Raw genomic sequence first — 19251 nt, 5'->3', positions numbered from 1 at the left:
ATGAGCGTTGCTGCAAGTGTTGCCCTGGCGACGGCGCCAGGGTTAACGACACAGGCTCAAGCACAGCCAGCGAATTACGGTGAAACGATCCGGACGATCGTGGTTGAGGGAAATCAGCGGATCGAGGATCGCACGATTCAGTCCTATCTGCTGGTCGAGCCGGGTGACCCGTTTGATCCGGACCGGATTGACCTGTCGCTCAAGACCCTCTTTGCAACAGGTCTGTTCGCAGACGCTTCGTTCGAAAAATCCGGCTCTGACCTGATCGTCCGCGTGGTCGAGAACCCGATCATCAACCGCGTCATTTTCGAGGGCAACAATGCCATCGACGACGACAAGATGCGCGAAGAGATAGAGGTCGCGCCGCGGGGTATCTTTACTGCTGCCCGTGTGCAGGCGGACGTCCAGCGTATCCTTGAGCTGTATCGCCAGTCCGGCCGCTTCGCTGCGAGCGTGGAACCGCAGTACAAACCGCTCGAACAGAACCGTGTCGACCTGGTCTTTGTCATCAATGAAGGCCCCGTGACGGGCGTGCGTTCCATCAATTTCATCGGCAACGACGCCTATTCCGACGGGCGCCTCCGGAGTGAGATTGTCACGCGCCAGTCGCGCTGGTGGCGGTTCTTCAGTTCGAATGACAACTATGACCCGGGCCGTCTTGAATACGACCGCGAGCTGCTGCGCCAGTTCTATCAGAACAATGGCTATTACGACTTCCGTGTCGTCTCTGCCGTCGCTGACCTCACACCGGACCAGGAAGACTTCTACATCACCTACACGGTGGAAGAGGGCGACCAGTATTATTACGGCGACATCCAGGTCGAGACAGAGCTGGACAAGCTGAACTCCACCGCTTTGCGTAATGCGCTGTCCATTCAGGAAGGCAGTCTGTTTCGCGGCAACCAGATCGAAAACGCGATCGACACGCTGACCTACGCGGCCGGCATCGCAGGCTATGCGTTTGTCGACATCACGCCACAGCTCGAGCCCGATCCGGAAACCAATCGCGTCAATGTCACCTTCGCAATCGATGAAGGCCCGCGCGTCTATGTCGAGCGGATCGATATCGTCGGGAACACAGCGACCCTCGACCGTGTCATCCGGCGGGAGCTGAGAGTTTCGGAAGGCGACGCATTCAACCGGGTCCTGCTGGACCGGTCCAGAAACCGTGTCCGCGCCCTTGGTTACTTCAAGAATGTGGAGATCACCGAGGGACCCGGCTCACGTCCTGACCGGACGGTTGTCGAAGTCGCCGTGGAAGAGCAGCCGACAGGCGAGCTGTCCTTCGCGGCCGGTTATTCTTCGGTCGATGCGTTCCTTTTTGACGTCAGCGTTTCGCAGCGCAACCTTCGCGGCCGCGGCCAGACCGTTGTCGCGCGCGTTTCCGCTTCGCAGCGTCAGCAATATGTCGACCTGCGCTTCCGCGAGCCGCGTTTCCTCGACCGCAACCTTGCAGCGGGTATCGATATCTTTTCGACGCGGTCGGACTTCTCTGAGTTTCTCGATGGCGGCTTCAAGACCGACACGGTCGGTGCTGGCGTGAACTTCGGTTTCCCATTGAGCGAGAACACAAATCTCGGCCTGCGCTATCGGTTGCAGTCGGATGAACTCGACTTCAATGATCGGCCCATTGTCATCAATACCGATGGTACGGCGGCGACTGAAACGGTCGTATTTGATAATGGAACGCCGGACGATCCTTCCGATGACTTCGAGCGCGAAGTGCTGGTGTCGCCGGACGCCGATCCGTTGCCGGATGGAACGCAGATTGTCGATGTCTGCTCGCCTGATTTCATCAATCGAAATCGCAGCTGCCGTAGTGAGCGCGCCGAAATTTCGTCGATCCTCGGCTATTCGTTCAATTGGGATCGCCGCAACGACCCCATCGAGCCGACCGGCGGTTTTGACTTTTCGCTCAGCCAGGACTTCGCGGGTGTCGGCGGGGATGTGAACTATCTGCGGACAGAAATCTCCGGTGCGACCTACAAGGGGATCTTCAAGGGTGTCCGTGCCAGTGTCCGGTTGTCAGGCGGCATTATCGAGCCGATTGGTGACGACGAAGGCATCCGCATCAACAACCGCTTCTTCCGTGGCGGTTCAAGCTTTCGGGGTTTCGATGTGGCCGGTCTCGGTCCGCGCGTGATCCGCAGGGAAGTCGACAACGAAACAGGCGAAACGGTCAATGTTCGCCGTCTGAATGCGCTCGGTGGCAAGGCTTACTATCAAGGTACGCTCGAATTGACCGTGCCGAACTTCCTGCCGGACGAGTACGGCATCGATACCGCCCTGTTTGTTGAAGCTGGCTCGGTCGGTTTGCTGGACGACTTCGATATCGATCCGGCGCGGATCGTAGGGACGAGCTCCGGTAACAATACGACCACCGTGGAACTGACAAAGGACGCCATGGGCCTTCGCGCATCGGCGGGGCTGTCTGTGGGCTGGGACTCACCTTTCGGACCGATCCGGTTCGATTTCTCACAAATCCTGCGCAAGGAAGAGTACGACCGGACAGAGACGTTCCGGTTCAGTACCTCCACGCGCTTCTGAGACCTTCTGAGGAGGAAAGAATGCAATTCCTTAAAGCCGCTCTGGCATCCTTTGCGATGCTTTTCACGAGCGCGGCGATTGTCGCTCCTGTTGCCCAGGCACAAGGCGCGAATGTTGTCGTGATCGATCAATCCCGCATCATGCGCGAAAGCGCTGGGGGCAAGGACATCATCGCCAAGGTCAACCAGATCGAGCAGAACATGACCGCGGAGCTTAAGCCAACTGGCGATGCTCTGGCATCCGAGGGCGAAACGCTCGAAGCCAAGACCGCCAACATGTCGATGGAAGCCATCGCCGCGGACGAGGCGCTGAGCCAGGAAGTGCGCGACTATGCGCGCAAGGCACAGGCATTCAACCGCCAGCGCCAGATCGCGGCAGCCGAGCTGCAGGCGACCGAGCGCAAGGCGTGGAGTGACTTCTTTACGGCCATGCAGGGCGTGCTTCAGGAAGTCGTCAATGAAAAAAATGCGGATGTGATGATAGACCGCTCCGACGCCATTTATGTCTCCGAATCTGTCGACGCCACCAACCTCGTCATCAGCAAGATGGATGCGAAAATGCCGACGGTGACAGTGGTTCGCCAGAAGATCCAGGCGCAGGCACCGCAGCAGTAGCGACATGCCAATCGACGACCGGTTCTACGAATCGCTCGGCCCCGTTCCGGTAGCAGAGCTTGCGCGTCTAGCGGAAGCCGAGCTGCACGGCGACGGGGCCGTTCTCGTCACGGGTGTGGCGCCATCGGCATCCGCGGGACCGGGCGACCTCTGCTACTTTGATGGCAAGCGTCCGCCAGGGCCGGCCGACGTGAATCCGCAGGCCGCCGCGTGCTTTGTGACACCTGAGCATACAGACGCCCTGCCGGATTCGGTCAGTGCGCTGTGTACGCCTTTTCCGCGATACAGTCACACACTTGCAGCCCGCGCCGTGCTTCGTCCGCGCGGCTGGCACGTTGCAGAGAGTGGCTCGAAACCCAGCAATGTTCATCAGACCGCACAGGTCGCTCCGTCGGCCTTTATCGGCGCAGGCGCGGCGATCGGGGACCGGACTGTCATCGGACCCAACGCGGTGATCGGCCCCGGCGTGCAGATCGGCCGCGATTGCGAGATTGGTGCGAACGCCTCGATACAGTGCGCACTGATCGGTAACGGCGTGAAAATCTATTCGGGCGCCAGGATCGGTGAAAGCGGTTTTGGCGTCATGGGCGGGCCATATGGCGCAGAAGATGCGCCCCAATATGGGCGCGTCATCATCCAGGACTATGTGACGATCGGCGCCAATACCTGTATCGACAGGGGCGCTTTTGACGACACGATTATCGGCGAACGGACAAAGATCGATAATCTTTGCCAGATCGCGCATAATGTCGTGATCGGACGGAATGTGGCGCTCGCTTCCTTTGCCGGTATATCGGGGTCGGTCACGATTGAGGATGGAGCAATGCTGGGCGGTCGGGCCGGTATTGCCGATCATGTCCACATCGGTGCCGGCGCGCAGATTGCGGCTGCGGCCGGCGTGTTCCGCGAAATTCCTGCGGGCGAGACATGGGGCGGCGTGCCTGCGCGTCCCATTCGCCAGTGGATGCGGGAGGTCGCCTGGCTGCAGAAACAGATATCAGGGGAAAAGAAAACAAAGTGACGGCACAGATACACCAGACAGCCATCGTTGAAGACGGCGCCCAGCTGGGCGCTGATGTTACCGTCGGCGCTTTTGCCTATGTCGGTCCGGGTGTTGTGCTGGGAGATGGCTGCATAATTCACCAGCATGCGACCGTCACAGGCCGCACGGAGCTCGGCAAGGGCGTGGAGGTGTTTCCTGGTGCCGTTATTGGAGGCGCGCCTCAGATTCTCGGCTTTGATGACGATGGTACCTCGCGCCTGACCATCGGCAGCGGCACGATCCTGCGTGAACACGTAACGGTTCACACGGGCTCACCGAAGCATGGCGGCATTACAACCGTCGGCGAAAACTGCCTGCTCATGGTTGGAGTTCATATCGCGCATGACTGCATCGTTGGAGACAAGTGCGTGTTTGCGAACAATGTCGCTGTTGGCGGCCATGTTGTGATCGGTGAACAGGTCTGGATGGGAGGCATGGTTGCAATCCATCAGTTCTGCCGGATTGGGCGCCACGCCTTTGTCGGTGGCGGGGCTATCACTGTCGCCGATGTCATTCCGTATGGGTCAGTGATCGGAAATCATGCGCATCTCGCCGGCCTGAATATCGTCGGCATGAAGCGGCGGGGCTTCAGCCGGAAAACCATCCATGACCTCCGCGCGGCCTATCGCATGTTGTTCGCCAAGGAAGGCACATTCAGCGAACGCGTTGCGGATGCCGAGGAGACCTATGGCGATTGCCCGGAACTGCTGGAAATCATCCAGTTCATACGGGCCAGCAAGAGCCGGGCGCTCTGTCTGCCAGAATAGGGGCATACCGATGTCCAAGCTCGGTATCATTGCGGGTCTGGGGAGTCTTCCGGTGAGCATTGCCCAGGCTGCTCGAGAGAGCGGCCGGCCGGTCTATGTCATGCGGCTAGCGGGCTTCGAGGAGCCAGCGCTTCTGGAATTTCCTGGCGAGACAATCGGCATTGGCCAGCTCGGCCGCATTGCCAAGCGATTGAAGGAAGAAAAGTGCGAGGAGCTGGTTCTGGCCGGAATCGTGAAGCGCCCGAACTTTTCCAGCATCAAGCTGGACCTGCGCGGTGCCAGCCTGTTGCCAAAGGTCGTGTCGGCCGCTCGCAAGGGCGATGATGCGCTGCTGAGGGTAATCCTCGATTATTTCGAGAAACAGGGGTTCCGCGTCGTCGGCGCTGAGGAAGCCGCCAGCGATCTCAAGATGACGATGGGGCTCGTTGCGGGCCCGGCGCCGGACGAGACACAGCTATTGGATATGCGCAAAGCCGCTCATATCGCCTCGGAAATTGGCCGGCTGGACATCGGTCAGGGTTGTGTGGTCGTCGACGGGCTGGTGCTCGCCGTTGAGGCGCAGGAAGGCACGGACGGCATGCTTGCGCGCCTGAACGACCTTGATCCCGCGATAAAAGGTACAGCTGCAAACCGAAAGGGCGTTCTGGTGAAACGCCCGAAGCCCATTCAGGAACGCAGGATTGATCTTCCGACCATTGGCCCGGCTACGATCCGGTCTGTTGCTGCTGCGGGCCTTGCTGGTATTGGCCTTGAGGAATCGGGCGCGCTGCTTGTGGGCAGGGACAAGATCGAGGCGCTTTGCGCCGAACATGGTGTTTTCGTCTACGGCTTCCCAGCCGGTTGGGACTGAGCCATGCCCGGACTCTATCTCGTCGCCGCCGAACCTTCAGGTGATCTCCTCGCATCTGAGATCGTGGAAGTCATCCGGAAGATGGCGCCTGACACGTATATTCATGGCATTGGCGGTGAGCATCTCGCCAGCGTGGGTATCATTTCACCCATCGACACGTCGGAGCTATCGGTCGTAGGGCTTCTGGAAGGCGTGAAGATCTACAAGCGAGTGATAGAACTCGCTGACCAGGCCGCCGAAGACATTATCAAGGCCGCGCCGGATGTCGTCGGACTCGTGGACTCATGGGGCTACACGTTGCGAGTGGCCCAGCGGGTGAGGGAACGGGCCCCGCACATCCGTCTGGTAAAAGTTGTCGGGCCGCAGGTCTGGGCGACGCGGCCGGGGCGCGCCAAGACCCTTGCCCAGACAGTTGATCATCTCGTCTGCATTCACGCTTTCGAAGAACCATTCTATGAGCCGTTCGGCCTGCCGACGACGGTTATGGGCAACCCGGCCCTGTCGAGGGGCCACAAGGGCGACAGGAAAGCGGGCAGGGCGCTTCTTGGCGTATCGGAGACCGATCCCTTGCTCCTGGTCCTGCCTGGCAGCCGCCGAGGCGAGATCGCCCAGGTCGCACCTGTTCTGATGGATGCTGCGCGCCGGCTGAAGGACAGCTTGCCTGAAGCGCAAATTGTGGTGCACCCATCCGCAAATGTACGCGCCCAGTTTCTGGAGGCCTTTCCGGACGTCGAGCAATGGGCGTTGCTCTCCCCCACAAGCGCAGACCGGTTCGATATCATGTCGGCAGCGGACTTTGCGCTGGCGTGTTCCGGAACCGTCACGAGCGAGCTTGCACTCCAGGAAACGCCCTTCCTGGTCGGTTATCATATGGGTTGGGTGACCTGGGCGCTCGCCCGTTTCTTCCTGTTCAAGCCAAAGCATATAACGCTCCTGAATATTGCGGCCGATGACACTGAAATCGTTCCGGAATTTGTCCAGACTCGCTTCAAGGCGGGGCCCATAGCCGACACCGCTCTCGCCATGCTCACGGACAGCAAGGCGCGGTCTGCCCAGATCGATGCGCAAAAAAAAGCTCTCTCCCGGATGGGAGAGAGCCAACTTGATTCTGCGCAGATCGCCGCGCAAACGCTTCTGGACTATGCTCAGCCGCGCTGATTGACGGGAACGAAGCTGCGCTTGGCTTCGCCGGTATAGATCTGGCGCGGACGGCCGATGCGTTGCGTCGGGTCCTCGATCATTTCGTTGAGCTGGGACACCCAGCCGACTGTGCGGGCCAGTGCAAACAGCACTGTGAACATTTCCGTCGGGAAGCCCATGGCATCGAGGATAATGCCTGAATAGAAGTCGACATTGGGGTAGAGTTTCTTCTCAATGAAGTAGTCGTCTTCAAGCGCGATCTTCTCGAGCTCCATCGCAACTTTCAGGATCGGTGTGTCGCGAACGCCAAGTTCGTCGAGGACTTCATGCGCGGTCTGCTGCATGACTTTGGCGCGTGGGTCGTAGTTCTTGTAGACGCGGTGGCCGAAGCCCATCAGGCGGAAGGGGTCGTCCTTGTCCTTCGCGCGCGCGATGAATTCCGGGATGCGGTCCACTGAACCGATTTCCTGCAACATGTTGAGGCAGGCTTCGTTCGCGCCACCGTGTGATGGTCCCCAGAGGCTTGCGACGCCGGCAGCAATGGCCGCGTAGGGGTGGGCGCCCGATGAACCAGCAAGACGCACGGTCGACGTCGAGGCGTTCTGTTCGTGGTCTGCGTGCAGGATGAAGAAGCGATCCATCGCCTTGGCGAGCGTCGGGCTGATCTTGTATTCCTCGGCTGGAACAGAGAAGCACATGCGCAGGAAGTTCTCGGCATATGAGAGGTCGTTGCGCGGATTAACGAAAGGCTGGCCAACGGCATACTTGTAAATGCGCGCGGCGAGCGTCGGCATCTTGGCGATGAGGCGGATGGAGGCCAGACGTCGCTCTTCGGGATCAGAGCTGTCCATCGAGCTTGGATAGAAGGCCGACAGCGCGCCAACGGTTCCGGTGAGCATGGCCATAGGATGGCTGTCACGGCGGAAGCCATCGAAAAAGCGGTCCATCTGCGTGTGAAGCAGCGTATGCTGGGTGACTTCCTTGGCGAAGGACTTGAATTCCGTTTGCGTCGGCAGCTTGCCGTTCAGAAGCAGGTAGCAGACTTCAAGATAACCGGATTGGTCTGCCAGTTCGTCGATCGGGTAACCACGATGTAGGAGAATCCCTTCATCGCCGTCGATGAAGGTGATCTGGGACTCGCAGCTTGCGGTGGACGTGAAACCGGGATCCAGGGTGAAGACGCCAGCCTGGCCGTAGAGTTTCTTGACGTCGATAACATCCGGCCCAAGCGAGCCGCTCAGAATAGGTAGATCGTATGTCGTGCCATTGATTTCGAGTTTCGCCGTGCCGGCAGGTTTGGTCTTGTTGATCATGTCAGCCCTCATAAACGTGTCGTATCCGCTATTCGCTCCCGGCTTCTGCCCGGGCGAGATGAAAATCAATGCGCGCAAGAGTCTCTTCCCGACCGAGCCAGGCCATGACAGGAGCCAGGTCCGGGGCCGGGAGTCCGCCCGTAAGTGCTGCGCGTATAGGTGGTCCGACCTGTCCGAATGACAACTCGTGCGCTGAGCAGAAGGACTCCAATGCTTGCTGCAATGCCGTATCGCCCCAATTCGGAATATTGGCAATGGCTTCGCGTATATTGCCCAGGCGCAGAAGATTGTCTCCGGAGAGCGCCTTTCTGGCTTTCTTGTTCAGGTCGTCCGCATTGGCGGTCCAGAAAAACCTGAAGCTCTCGGCGAGCTCCGGCAGTGTCGATCCGCGATCTTTCATGTGCGGCAAGGCCGCGTGGATGCGATCGAGTACGTCTGCGCCAAGCGAATGTCCGGCTGCCTGGTCGAGCCAGGGGTGCAGCAGGTCGAAAAGTCTGTCCGTATCGGCGTGGCGAATGAAGAAGGCGTTCACATCATTCAGCTTGTTGAGATCGAGCCGGGCAGGGGCCTTGTTAATGGCCTCTAGCGAAAACACGCTGATTGCTTCCTCGCGCGTGAAGATTTCCTGATCGCCATGGCTCCATCCCAGGCGCAGCAGGTAGGCGGCGACCGCTTCTGGCAAGTATCCCATATCGCGATACGCGGTGGTGCTCAGCGCGCCATGGCGTTTGGAAAGCTTGGCGCCATCGTCGCCATGAATCATCGGCACATGGGCGAATTCGGGAACGGTCCACCCCATCGCCTCGTAAATCGGGATTTGGCGGAAGGTGTTGCGCAGGTGATCGTCACCACGCACAACGTGCGTTACGCCCATGTCGTGATCATCGACAACAACTGCGAGCATGTAAGTCGGGCTGCCATCCGCCCGAAGCAGGATGAGATCGTCAATCTCGCTGGCCCGCACGCGAACATCTCCCTGGACCTTGTCGGACACGGCTATATCGCCAGTGTCGGGCGCGCGCAGCCGAATGGTGTAGGGTGCGTTCGCTGCCGGTGGATATCCACCATCGCGATAGGGCGAGCGAAAAGGCGCAAGGAGCGCTTCGGCCTTCTTTTTCAGCGCTGCGCGTTCTTCGTCGGACAGGTCTTCGGCCTTGGCGGCGGCGCGAACCTGCTCGCCTTCATCCCTGCGGGCCTGCAGGTCTTCCGGTGTGACATAGCAGCGGAAAGCGGCGCCTTTTTCCACCAGCGCTTCGGCGACTTCCGCGTGGCGTGGAGCCCGCTCGCTCTGATAGTAGATGTCGCCATCATGCTCGAGACCGAGCCAGGCCATGCCGTCGAGAATCGCGTCGACCGCGGCCTGCGTTGAGCGGGCCTTGTCAGTGTCTTCAATACGAAGCAGGAATTTTCCCTGGTTGTGCCGGGCAAACAGGTAGTTGAAAAGGGCCGTACGGGCGCCGCCAATATGCAGCATGCCAGTTGGGGAGGGGGCAAATCGCGTAATCACAGTCATCGGTCTGACCAGTCCTCGAAACGTCGGGGCCTATTCACTTCTGGACGCCATCAACACGCTCATGCGCCGTCAGGCAAGAGCGCGACTGATGTGGCGCAGGACGTGGACGCAGACAATGTTCGAAATGTAGGGCAAATGCGCCGGCCCTTGTACTTCGCATTAGGCATGTGCGCCGGGGCGAGTGTCTATTTCACTCTTCCGGCCGAGCCTTCGACGTTAAGTTCGATTCTTGTTGCTACCCTGACAGCGTCCTTGATTCTGTTCGTCATGAGCAGGTGGGATACTCCGGCAGGGGTTAGGATCCTGCTTGTCGTCACCCTGGGCGCTGTGACCGGTTTCAGTATTGCGAAGGCTCACACCCGTTTGAGAGCGCCCCCGGTTCTCACCCAGACGCTGGGGCCTGTCATGCTTGAGGGTTGGTTGACTGATGTCGAGCCCGGCAAGAATGGCAACAGGTTGAGATTGACCGTGCACGCCATGGCTGGACTGTCGCCGCAACAGGCGCCGCAGCATGTCCGCCTGACGCATTCCAATCGGTTGGAAGTCGAGCCTGGGCGGTTTGTCAGGTGCTGGGCGGTGTTGCGTCCGCCACCTCAACCAGAATTTCCCGGAGACTACCCATTCAATCGTCAGGCATTTTTTGAAGGGCTGGATGCTGTGGGCTACGTCATGGGCCGGTGCCGCGGGGGCCCCCTTGGCGCGCAGGTGAATGCGACTTCGCGTCTCGAAACCGAAATCGGCGCAATCCGGCGCTCGCTTGCCCGGCGCGTCAATGAGGAAGCGGGGCCACGTGCCGGCGGGTTCGCAGCAGCCCTTACCTCCGGTGATCGTAGCTTCATGTCTCAGGCGGACATGGAAGCCCTTCGAAATTCCGGTCTTGCCCACCTGCTGGCGATTTCCGGACTTCATCTCGGCATAGTGGGGGCTCTCGTCTATTTCGCGGTGAGACGGACCCTTTCGACATGGGAGTGGCTGGCGCTTCGCGTTCCCGCACAGAAACCGGCAGCCGCGGCCGCGCTCATGGCCACAGCGCTTTACCTGGTACTTTCTGGCGCGAGCATATCTACCCAGCGGGCCTTCATCATGGCCGCCATCGTGTTCCTGGCAATTCTGCTGGACCGTTCGCCACTCAGTCTCAGGACGTTCGCGCTTGCGATGATTGCTGTCCTGCTACTTCAGCCGGCAAGCGTCATGACCCCTGGATTCCAGATGTCGTTCGCCGCGACAGGCGCGCTGATCGCCACCTATGAGGCATGGTCGCGCCGGGCGGCGGCCATTGGCGAAACCCGCCGGAGAGGCATGCTTTTTGCCCTGAAGTCGCTGGTTGTGACGTCCGCTGTCGGAGCCGCTGCAACAGCACCCTTTGCCCTATACCATTTCGATCGCGTTGCCCCTCTCGGTCTGCTGGCAAACCTTTTGGCGATGCCAATTTTCAGTTTCATCAGTGCGCCTGCAGCGGGATTGGCGCTCGTCACCTGGCCTGTGGGCCTGTCTGATTTATGCCTTGCGGTGTTCGGCTGGTCGCTTGAGCGCGTGCTTGCGATTGCGCACTGGGCGTCTCTTGCCGGAGATGGAGGACTGGAGCTGGGTGGTCCGATGCCTCCAAGCGTGCTCATCCTGTTGATTCTCGGCCTGATTGGCGCCTGTCTTGGGATTACCGTTCAACAACGCTTCGGCTTGAGTGCGGCGGCGCTGGCCGCAAGTGCGCTTGTGTGGATGCTGTCTCCGCAGGCGGTCGTGCACTGGTCATCGTCTGGCGATGCCTATGTGGTCACGAAAGAGCGTGGCGTGCATCGAGTGCCATTAGCGGATGGAGAGGGCCTGGCGCCCCTTCATTACGCTGATGTTACGGCATCCAGGGACTGTCTGAATGACGGGTGTGACTTCCGGACCGCGGCTGGTCGCATTCTCATAGGAGCGCCAGAGTGGATCGATGAGCGATGCGAGGAAAGTGCGGCAATCATCCTGAGCAAGAAGGCGCTGCCGTCTGACTGCGGCAATGGCGCCATGGTCGTCTTATGGGATGAGATTATCAAAGATGGCGCCGCGACCATCCTGAGCGACGTAGCCGGTACCCTGGATATGTACCGCCCTAAATGCGGCAGGCGCCCCTGGACGCCGTGCCTCAAAAATCCTTGAAGACAACACCAGTCTATCAGTCGTAGCGACGCACGAGCGCTACAAGCCGGCCTTGGACGCGCACACGGTCCGGGCCGAAGATCCGCGTCTCGAAGGCCGGGTTGGCCGCCTCGAGGGCGATGGACGCCCCTTTCTTGCGCAGCCGCTTCAGGGTCGCTTCTTCTTCATCGATCAGGGCAACAACGATATCGCCGGTGTTTGCGTCGTCGGTCCGCTTCAGGATGACAAGGTCACCATCGAGAATGCCCGCTTCGATCATGGAATCGCCCTTGACCTCGAGCGCGAAGTGATCGTCGCCCTCGGGCAGGTCGCCCGGCGGACGGATCCGGTGGGTTTCATTCTGGATGGCTTCGATCGGCACGCCGGCGGCAATTCGGCCAAGAACCGGGATTGTGTGATTGGCAAAAGCCGGAGGGGGTGTCGCCTGATTGCCTACAACGCTCGGGCGGAAGACCTGCCGGCCACGCGGCGGAGCCGCAGGTGTTGCGGAATCGGGGAGCTTAAGCACTTCCAGCGCACGCGCACGGTTAGCGAGGCGCTTTATGAATCCCCGTTCTTCCAGCGCAGTGATCAATCGGTGAATACCGGACTTGGACGCCAGGTTCAGCGCCTCTTTCATCTCATCGAAGGAGGGCGAGACGCCATCCTGTTTGATACGCTCATGGATGAAGAGAAGAAGCTCTCTCTGTTTACTGGTCAGCACGATGTGCCCTCCAAATCAACCGAATCTGTTCACACATGTTCTACATGCGTTCTCGTTTCGGGTCAATCTCAAGATGCTTTGCGTAAATTTTCACACTTAAGTTGACGATCGGATGATTTCATGAGGCTTTCGCCGATCAGGAAGCGCTGGGCGCCTGTCTTGCGAAGTCGAGCAATGTGGCCCGGTTCGGATATACCGCTCTCTGAAATCAGGGATTTTCCTCGCGCGAGCCGGCCGGCCAGTCGTTCCGTCGTCTCCAGCTCGGTTACCATCCGCTTGAGATCTCGATTGTTGATCCCGATCAACGCAGATGGAAGGGCGTTGGCGCGCTCCAGCTCGTCTTCGTCGTGGACCTCGACAATGGCGTCCATGCCGAGATCGGTGGCCGCGCCGATAAGGTCGCGCGCGAGGGCGTCGTCGACAGCCGAGAGGATTACGAGGATAGCGTCCGCACCAAATGCTCGGGCCTCTGCAACCTGTATATCGTCGATCATGAATTCCTTGCGGAGTAGAGGAAGATCGACGGCAGCCCGGACAGCGGCCAGGTCACCCAATGACCCTCCGAAACTCTGGAAATCTGTCAGAATGGACAAGCAGGCCGCCCCGCCATTCTCATAGTCCTTCGCAATCGCGACCGGATCTGCACCCGGCATGATTTCGCCGGCCGAGGGCGATTTACGCTTGAGTTCGCAAATCAGAGCGTTCTCGCCTGAAGATACGATATCGCTCATGCGGCGCGCAAAGCCCCTGGTCGGGGAAGCTGCGGCAGCATCGGCCAGCAGGGATTCCATGGACCGGTTCGCCTTCAACGCAGCGACCTCGTCACGCTTGTACTCGATTATGCGGTCAAGAGCCGTTGCCATTGCTCTAACTCCGTCCGTGGCTAAGGTCTGCCAGCAGCGACAGGGTCTTGATGGCCTTGCCGGAATCGATCGCCTGGCGTGCGCGCTCGACCCCCTCCGGAAGGGTATCTGTCAGGCCGAGAATGTGCAGACCGGCTCCAGCATTCAGAAGGACAACATCGCGGAAGGGGCCGGCCCGGCCTTCCAGTAATTCGCGAATGGCTGCCGAGTTCTGATCCGGCGTGCCGCCCTCAAGCGCCGACAGAGGGCTCGAATCGAGCCCGGCATCAGCGGGCGTCAGCTCAAACTCTGCCAGGGTACCATCCTTGACTTCGATGACGCGGGAAGGACCGGAAATCGACAGCTCATCTATGCCGTCAAGGCCATGCACGACCCAGGCCCGCTTGATGCCAAGTTTCAGCAGCGTCTCTGCCATCGGCTTCAACCAGCGGGCCTCGTAGACACCAAGGATCTGATGACTGGCATTGGCAGGATTGGACAGCGGACCGAGCAGGTTGAAAATGGTTCGTATGCCGAGGCTCGCCCGGATCGGGGCGACATGGCGCATCGCCGAATGGTGGCTGCGGGCAAAAAGGAAGCCGACGCCGGCCTGTTCGACGCAATGCGCGAAAACCCGTGGCGTGATATCGAGTTCGACCCCGAGGGCTTCCAGGACATCGGCGGACCCTGTCTTTGGGGGCACCGAGCGGTTGCCATGCTTGGCAACGCGACCTCCGGCAGCCGCGATGACGATAGCGCTGGCAGTTGAGGTGTTCAGCGACGTCCATGGTAGCCCGCCCGTGCCGCATGTATCTAGGAGTGGGCCTTCAATGCTGATTGTCCTGGCATGCTCACGCATGACTTTTGCGCCAGCCAGAAGTTCGTTCGACGTTTCCCCGCGGACGGCCAGACCCATAAGGAACGCACCGACCTGCTCAGGCTGGGCCTCGCCTGAGAGGAGCGTGTCAAAGGCTGACACAAGCTGTTCCTGGGGAAGTTCCTCGCTGCGGGCGAGGGCCTTGATGGAGGTGGAGAGGGCGGTGTCGGTCATGCGGGGCTGCGTCAATGGCCAAGGAAGTGAGTGATGCTGGAAAGGATTCCGGGATCGAGGGCAAGCTCGCGGTGTCCGAGTTCGTAATCCTCGACGAGATCTGCATTCGGGAGTGACTCTGCAAGGGCGCGGATGTCCTGCAGCGGACAGCCTTCGTCAGCCTCGGAGCCGACAAGCAGGATGCGTCCGGGAAACCGGGCCAGAGCGCCGCGAAAATCCTGGCCTTCCATCTCGACACCGGCTTGCGCCGCGTAGAGCGCCTGCGCCTTTTCGATGATGGCATCGTCGACGCCTTGCTTGCGCTGCCGGCTCGCCCAGCCACGCTCCCGGTTATCTAAAGGCGGAGCGATAAGGATGAGGGTATCGACCTCTGCACCGGTCTCTACGGCGCGCGCAGCGGCTTTGCAGCCGAAGGAATGAGCGATGATCGTCGCGACCGGGCCTTCCGCTTCAATCACTTCGCGCACGGCTGCGCCAGCATAAGGCCATGAGCAGTGTTCGGCTTTCGAGGCAGCGCCGTGACCCGGCAGGTCCATCAGAAGGATCGGACGCCCGGTTTGCAGGAAGTGCATCGCGAATTGCCGCCAGACCCGGTGGCTGTCATCCCAGCCATGGATGAACAGGGTGGTGTCCGGCCCGTCTCCGGCACGCCAGACCGGTATATCGGCGAATTCACCGGGGATGGTGCGGCGGGTTTCGGGCGGAAGGAAATTCTGACCGGGGGCCGCACTTGGCGCGAAGGGGCGCATCTCGGCCAGCAGGGCCTCGGCCTTTTCGGTGATCTCGGCATCGGTCATGTCAGACGAATAAAGTTCTCGATCAGTTCGTGTCCATATTCCGTCTTGATGGATTCCGGATGAAATTGCACGCCGAATACGGGTCGGCTCTTGTGGTGGACGGCCATGATCTCTCCGTCCTCGGTCCAGGCGTCCGCAATCAGAGTGTCAGGCAGCCGCGATGGCGGAATGGCGAGAGAATGATAACGGACGACGTCGAACCGTTCCGGCAGCCCCTCGAAGAGCCCGGCCTGCGTATTCCGGATCCGTGAAATCTTTCCGTGAAGGATCGCTTTTGCATGTACCACCGGCTCGCCCATTGCGTCGCCGATCGACTGGTGCCCGAGGCAGACGCCGAGTATGGGAAGATCGTCAGGCGCCGCCTTGATCAGATCGACGCAGATACCAGCTTCCCGAGGCGTGCACGGGCCCGGGGAAAGGACGACACCATCTGGTTTCAGCGCGAGCGCTTCCTCGACGGTGGCCGCGTCGTTGCGAATGACGTGCGTTCGGCCTCCGGCCTGTTCGATATAGTGTACCAGGTTCCAGGTGAAGCTGTCATAATTGTCGACGACGAGGATCATTGGTCGAACTCATAAAGGCCGGCCATTTCCGCCGCACGCCTTAGGGCGCCGGCCTTATGGACAGTTTCATCGTATTCATATTGCGGCACGCTATCGAGTACGACGCCTCCGCCAGCCTGTATGTGGACCTGACCGTCCTTCAGCACGGCCGTGCGCAAGGCAATGCAGGTATCCATGTCGCCGTTCCAGCCAAAATAACCAACGGCGCCGCCGTAAATACCCCGTCGAGACGTCTCCAGCTCGTCTATGATCTGCATCGCTCGGATCTTGGGGGCGCCGGACACGGTTCCTGCTGGCAGGCCCGCAAGAAGCGCATCAACCGCGTCGAGCCCTTCGCGCAGATTGCCCTCTACGTGACTGACAATGTGCATGACGTGGCTATAGCGCTCGACGACAAACTGTTCGCTGACCTCGACGCTGCCAAATGCGGCAACCCGGCCCACATCATTGCGCCCTAAGTCGAGTAGCATGAGGTGTTCGGCGCATTCCTTCGCGTCGGCGAGAAGGTCTTCTGCTCGCCGGGCATCCTCGACCGGGTCCCCCGAACGGGGCCTGGTGCCCGCAATCGGGCGAATGGCAACCCGGCCGTCCCGCAACCTGACCAGGATTTCAGGGCTGGAACCGACAAGGCGGACCGATCCGAGATTCATATGGAACATGAAGGCCGAGGGGTTCAGTCGCCGTAGCGCGCGGTAGAAGCTGATCGACTGGCGTTTGTAGGGAGCCGAAAAGCGCTGGCTAGGAACGATCTGGAATGTGTCGCCGGCGCGGGCGTATTCGACGGCGCTTTCAACCATCTCGAAATAGCGTTCCTTGCTCGTATTGGATAAGAAATCGAGCTGGTCGGCCTGGCGGTCGCGCGGAGTTGCAGGTGCAAGCTTTTCCAGTTCCTGCTCGACCCGGTCGAGACGAACCTCTGCGTCAGCTGTGTTGTCGCCGTCCGAGCGCCCGACAAGGACAAGTTCCTGATACAAATGATCAAAAATGATGACGACGCCAGGAATCAGTAGCAGGGCCTCAGGCACTTGCAGGTCATCAGGCGCATTGATTTCAACAGGCTCAACATACTGGATCATGTCGTAGCCAATATAGCCGAAAGCGCCGGATGCCATGGGAGGCAGGCCTTCGACGTCGGTCGTGGCGCGTGCCTCGGAAACAAACTGCCTGAGGGCCGAAATTGGGTCGCCTTCCACTGGTTCGGCGTCCGCAAAATCGGCAGAGAGCGCCTGTTCCGCCTTGCCGCCTTTCACGCGAAACCATTTGAGCGGTTCGACGCCCACAAAAGAGTAGCGTCCAAGCCGCTCGCCGCCATGAATTGATTCGAACAGGAAGGAGCCAGGCGTTTCGGGGCCAAGCTTCAGCATTGCCGAAACCGGAGTCTCGATGTCACCGATCCGCCGGCGAACGATGAGGCGGTCCTGGGTCATGTGTCGGGGTTTACGCGGGCCTTGTAGGCTTGGAACGCTTGCGGATTGACCTCGAGATTTACATCCGATTCAATAGCAGCAACGTAGGCCTCAAGCAGATCATTGGCGAGTTGCTGACGGACTTGCGGGGCGGCCGTTGGTGCAAGAGCCTGCAACTCCTCGGCTGAAGGCCGGTCGATCGAGTCGAGCCTGAGAATGGCGACCTCGTCCTGTCTTTCGGTCGGCAAGGCCTGAACATCGCCTTCCTGGCGCAGCGAGAAGACGCCGGGCACGAATGACTGGGGGATCGATGCGCCGCTGGAAGCTCGGCGTGTAACCGCCTGCGTCGTCGAGTTTACGGTGGCGCCATATTCGGCCGCAGCCTGTTCAAGCGTCAGTTCGCCAGTTTCTATTCGCGCCTGAATGTCTTGCGCGGCGTTGCCAAGCGCTTCAGCCTGCCTCTGGCGCTCAAGTACCTTCACCAGGTCGTCCCGAAGGTCTTCCAGCGGCGGCGTGTAGGCCTCAACGATGCGGTCAACGCGCAACATGTAGGCGGACTGGTCTTGGCCGAAACGCGGCGTGCGTCCACCTTCGGTCAGCTCGAACGTGCGCGACAGGATGTCGGGATTCTGGCGCAGGACGGATGGCGCAAACCCTGTTTCTGTTACGCCGCTGCGGTCTACAGGTGCAAAGCTCAACACCGGTGTGCCCATCTGCGCGGCGATCTGTTCGAGATCAGCCCCGGTCCCGATCAGTCCATCAAGCTGGCTGATCGAGTCGTAGTAGAGGCCGATCGCCTGTTCTTCCGAAATCGCGCTGATGATCTCGTCGCGGACCATTTCGAACGGCACGGCCTCACCGGGCTCGATGGCCTCAAGCCGTGCAACGGTGAAAAAGTTCCCGGTCGCGACGGGACCATAAATACCGCCAGGCTGGGCCGTCGGTCCGAACACGCGCTCGGCGAGTGCCTCGCTCGACATGCTGTTCTGCCGGCCGGTGCGTTCGGCAGAGTTGGCGAGACCGGTGAGGGACTCTGGATCGGCTCCGCCCGCGATACGACCCAGCGCATCACGCGCTTCAGCTTCTGTTGCGAACACGAACTCGGTCCAGGTCCTTGTGTCTGGACCAGTATAGTCCTGCGCCTTCACCGCTTCGTAATAGGCGCGCAGATCGTCTTCGGTGTACTCAGCCTGATTGAGGAAATCATCGACGGTAAGATGGATCAGGCTGACAGCCCGCCGTGGCGGATTGGTAAGTGCCTGCTGCTGCTCCTGATAGAAGGTCGCGACATCCTCGTCGCTGATAGGTTCGGGCGCGGGGAGGGCGTCACGTGACAGGATGAACCAGGATGCCTGGCGCAGTTCGCCGGTAAAAGCTGCCTGGAGCGCGTTCAAAGAAGCAGGCGCCTGCAGGCCGGACTGCGCTGATTGCGTAAGCAGATTGATGGTCAATTCCCGGCGAAGGAACCGTTCAAACATCGGAACAGTAAAACCGTTGGCTCGCAAAAGCGACCGGTAGAGGTCCGGATCGAACATGCCGGTATCGTTCTGAAAAGTCGTGTCGTTACGGATGACGTCGAGAATCGTTTCGTCGGTAGCTGTTGCGCCCAGCTTGTCGGCGTAGGCCAGCAGCGACGTGCGGAACAGTTCACGCTGGTAGATCTGATCGACCATGCCTTGCTCAACGGCCTGGGCCTTGCTCAGGGCGCGCCCGCGGTCATCGGTCGCCGTGCGCAGTTCACGTTCGACTTCCTGGTCGAGTTCGGCTTCGGAGAACTTGGTATTGCCAGCCGACGCCAGATTGTTCCCGATGCCACCGGAGAACACGTCCGTCACGCCCCAGGCGCCCATGGCAATGATGATCAGCAGGAACAGGAGGCCTGCGAGCCTCGTGCGGAGCATTTTGCGGATCAGTGTAAGCATTTACTTTGCCTTGCGGATTGTCTTGTAACCGGCCGAACTGCT

The 19251-nt window shown here is 60.1% G+C and carries 16 protein-coding genes; 7 read left to right on the top strand and 9 right to left on the bottom strand.

Going from position 1 to position 19251, the window contains the following annotated elements:
* Genes bamA through D1227_RS18265 form a run of 6 tightly spaced genes read left to right on the top strand, consistent with a single transcriptional unit; the run spans position 1 to position 6978 of the window.
* Positions 1-2547: an outer membrane protein assembly factor BamA gene (gene bamA / locus D1227_RS18290; protein ID WP_233349898.1), complete on the top strand. Its 2547-nt coding sequence runs from the start codon at positions 1-3 to the stop codon at positions 2545-2547.
* A gap of 20 nt (positions 2548-2567) precedes the next feature.
* Positions 2568-3161 carry an OmpH/Skp family outer membrane protein gene (locus tag D1227_RS18285; protein ID WP_119376630.1) on the top strand — a complete coding sequence of 198 codons (594 nt, stop codon included), beginning with the start codon at positions 2568-2570 and terminating at the stop codon, positions 3159-3161.
* A 4-nt stretch (positions 3162-3165) separates the two neighbouring features.
* On the top strand, positions 3166-4182 hold the full coding sequence (gene lpxD / locus D1227_RS18280; RefSeq protein ID WP_119405711.1) for a UDP-3-O-(3-hydroxymyristoyl)glucosamine N-acyltransferase: 1017 nt from the start codon (positions 3166-3168) through the stop codon (positions 4180-4182).
* Positions 4179-4970 carry an acyl-ACP--UDP-N-acetylglucosamine O-acyltransferase gene (gene lpxA, locus D1227_RS18275; RefSeq protein WP_119405710.1) on the top strand — a complete coding sequence of 264 codons (792 nt, stop codon included), beginning with the start codon at positions 4179-4181 and terminating at the stop codon, positions 4968-4970. The genes lpxD and lpxA overlap by 4 nt, the downstream gene beginning before the upstream one ends.
* Before the next feature lie 10 nt (positions 4971-4980).
* Positions 4981-5820 (top strand): LpxI family protein, encoded by an 840-nt coding sequence (locus D1227_RS18270; RefSeq protein WP_119405709.1) that lies wholly within the window; start codon positions 4981-4983, stop codon positions 5818-5820.
* 3 nt (positions 5821-5823) lie between these two features.
* Positions 5824-6978 carry a lipid-A-disaccharide synthase gene (locus tag D1227_RS18265; protein ID WP_119405708.1) on the top strand — a complete coding sequence of 385 codons (1155 nt, stop codon included), beginning with the start codon at positions 5824-5826 and terminating at the stop codon, positions 6976-6978.
* Here D1227_RS18265 and gltA read toward each other — a convergent pair.
* Entirely contained in the window at positions 6966-8273 is a 1308-nt protein-coding gene (gene gltA, locus D1227_RS18260) for a citrate synthase (RefSeq protein ID WP_119376635.1), read from the bottom strand. The two genes, D1227_RS18265 and gltA, sit on opposite strands and share 13 nt — an antisense overlap.
* A 28-nt stretch (positions 8274-8301) precedes the next feature.
* Positions 8302-9786 (bottom strand): glutamate--tRNA ligase, encoded by a 1485-nt coding sequence (gltX, locus tag D1227_RS18255; protein ID WP_119405707.1) that lies wholly within the window; start codon positions 9784-9786, stop codon positions 8302-8304.
* Between the two features lie 90 nt (positions 9787-9876).
* On the opposite strand from gltX, the gene D1227_RS18250 reads away from it, so the two are divergent.
* The gene (locus D1227_RS18250; RefSeq protein ID WP_158586722.1) at positions 9877-11925 is read left to right on the top strand and encodes a ComEC/Rec2 family competence protein; all 2049 of its coding nucleotides are present in this window, start codon (positions 9877-9879) and stop codon (positions 11923-11925) included.
* Between the two features lie 16 nt (positions 11926-11941).
* On the opposite strand, the gene lexA is transcribed toward D1227_RS18250, so the two are convergent.
* The 7 genes from lexA to D1227_RS18215 all read right to left on the bottom strand — a co-directional run bounded on the left by lexA (position 11942) and on the right by D1227_RS18215 (position 19209).
* Positions 11942-12628, bottom strand: a complete 687-nt coding sequence (lexA, locus tag D1227_RS18245) for a transcriptional repressor LexA (RefSeq protein WP_119405706.1) — start codon at positions 12626-12628, stop codon at positions 11942-11944.
* A gap of 68 nt (positions 12629-12696) precedes the next feature.
* The gene (trpC, locus tag D1227_RS18240) at positions 12697-13491 is read right to left on the bottom strand and encodes an indole-3-glycerol phosphate synthase TrpC (RefSeq protein ID WP_119405705.1); all 795 of its coding nucleotides are present in this window, start codon (positions 13489-13491) and stop codon (positions 12697-12699) included.
* Positions 13492-13495: 4 nt separating this feature from the next.
* On the bottom strand, positions 13496-14521 hold the full coding sequence (gene trpD / locus D1227_RS18235) for an anthranilate phosphoribosyltransferase (protein WP_119405704.1): 1026 nt from the start codon (positions 14519-14521) through the stop codon (positions 13496-13498).
* Between the two features lie 11 nt (positions 14522-14532).
* Positions 14533-15318 carry an alpha/beta fold hydrolase gene (locus tag D1227_RS18230; RefSeq protein WP_119405703.1) on the bottom strand — a complete coding sequence of 262 codons (786 nt, stop codon included), beginning with the start codon at positions 15316-15318 and terminating at the stop codon, positions 14533-14535.
* The gene (locus D1227_RS18225; RefSeq protein WP_119376641.1) at positions 15315-15881 is read right to left on the bottom strand and encodes an anthranilate synthase component II; all 567 of its coding nucleotides are present in this window, start codon (positions 15879-15881) and stop codon (positions 15315-15317) included. The genes D1227_RS18230 and D1227_RS18225 overlap by 4 nt, the downstream gene beginning before the upstream one ends.
* A complete protein-coding gene (gene trpE / locus D1227_RS18220; protein ID WP_119376642.1) occupies positions 15878-17308 on the bottom strand; it encodes an anthranilate synthase component I in 1431 nt (476 codons plus the stop codon). The genes D1227_RS18225 and trpE overlap by 4 nt, the downstream gene beginning before the upstream one ends.
* A complete protein-coding gene (locus D1227_RS18215; RefSeq protein ID WP_119405702.1) occupies positions 17305-19209 on the bottom strand; it encodes a SurA N-terminal domain-containing protein in 1905 nt (634 codons plus the stop codon). The genes trpE and D1227_RS18215 overlap by 4 nt, the downstream gene beginning before the upstream one ends.
* Positions 19210-19251: the final 42 nt, after the last annotated feature.

Origin of the sequence: Henriciella mobilis (assembly GCF_003576315.1) — a bacterium.
Lineage (GTDB): Bacteria > Pseudomonadota > Alphaproteobacteria > Caulobacterales > Hyphomonadaceae > Henriciella > Henriciella mobilis.
The sequence above is the reverse complement of the archived record's forward strand: the minus strand, read 5'-3'. Positions and strand labels throughout refer to the sequence as shown.

Excerpts from the sequence above, each read along its gene's own strand:
- bamA (WP_233349898.1), top strand. The coding sequence starts at position 1 with ATGAGCGTTGCTGCAAGTGTTGCCCTGGCGACGGCGCCAGGGTTAACG.
- D1227_RS18285 (WP_119376630.1), top strand. The coding sequence starts at position 2,568 with ATGCAATTCCTTAAAGCCGCTCTGGCATCCTTTGCGATGCTTTTCACG.
- lpxD (WP_119405711.1), top strand. The coding sequence starts at position 3,166 with ATGCCAATCGACGACCGGTTCTACGAATCGCTCGGCCCCGTTCCGGTA.
- D1227_RS18270 (WP_119405709.1), top strand. The coding sequence starts at position 4,981 with ATGTCCAAGCTCGGTATCATTGCGGGTCTGGGGAGTCTTCCGGTGAGC.
- D1227_RS18265 (WP_119405708.1), top strand. The coding sequence starts at position 5,824 with ATGCCCGGACTCTATCTCGTCGCCGCCGAACCTTCAGGTGATCTCCTC.
- gltA (WP_119376635.1), bottom strand. The coding sequence starts at position 8,273 with ATGATCAACAAGACCAAACCTGCCGGCACGGCGAAACTCGAAATCAAT.
- gltX (WP_119405707.1), bottom strand. The coding sequence starts at position 9,786 with ATGACTGTGATTACGCGATTTGCCCCCTCCCCAACTGGCATGCTGCAT.
- trpC (WP_119405705.1), bottom strand. The coding sequence starts at position 13,491 with ATGGCAACGGCTCTTGACCGCATAATCGAGTACAAGCGTGACGAGGTC.
- trpD (WP_119405704.1), bottom strand. The coding sequence starts at position 14,521 with ATGACCGACACCGCCCTCTCCACCTCCATCAAGGCCCTCGCCCGCAGC.
- D1227_RS18230 (WP_119405703.1), bottom strand. The coding sequence starts at position 15,318 with ATGACCGATGCCGAGATCACCGAAAAGGCCGAGGCCCTGCTGGCCGAG.
- D1227_RS18225 (WP_119376641.1), bottom strand. The coding sequence starts at position 15,881 with ATGATCCTCGTCGTCGACAATTATGACAGCTTCACCTGGAACCTGGTA.
- trpE (WP_119376642.1), bottom strand. The coding sequence starts at position 17,308 with ATGACCCAGGACCGCCTCATCGTTCGCCGGCGGATCGGTGACATCGAG.
- D1227_RS18215 (WP_119405702.1), bottom strand. The coding sequence starts at position 19,209 with ATGCTTACACTGATCCGCAAAATGCTCCGCACGAGGCTCGCAGGCCTC.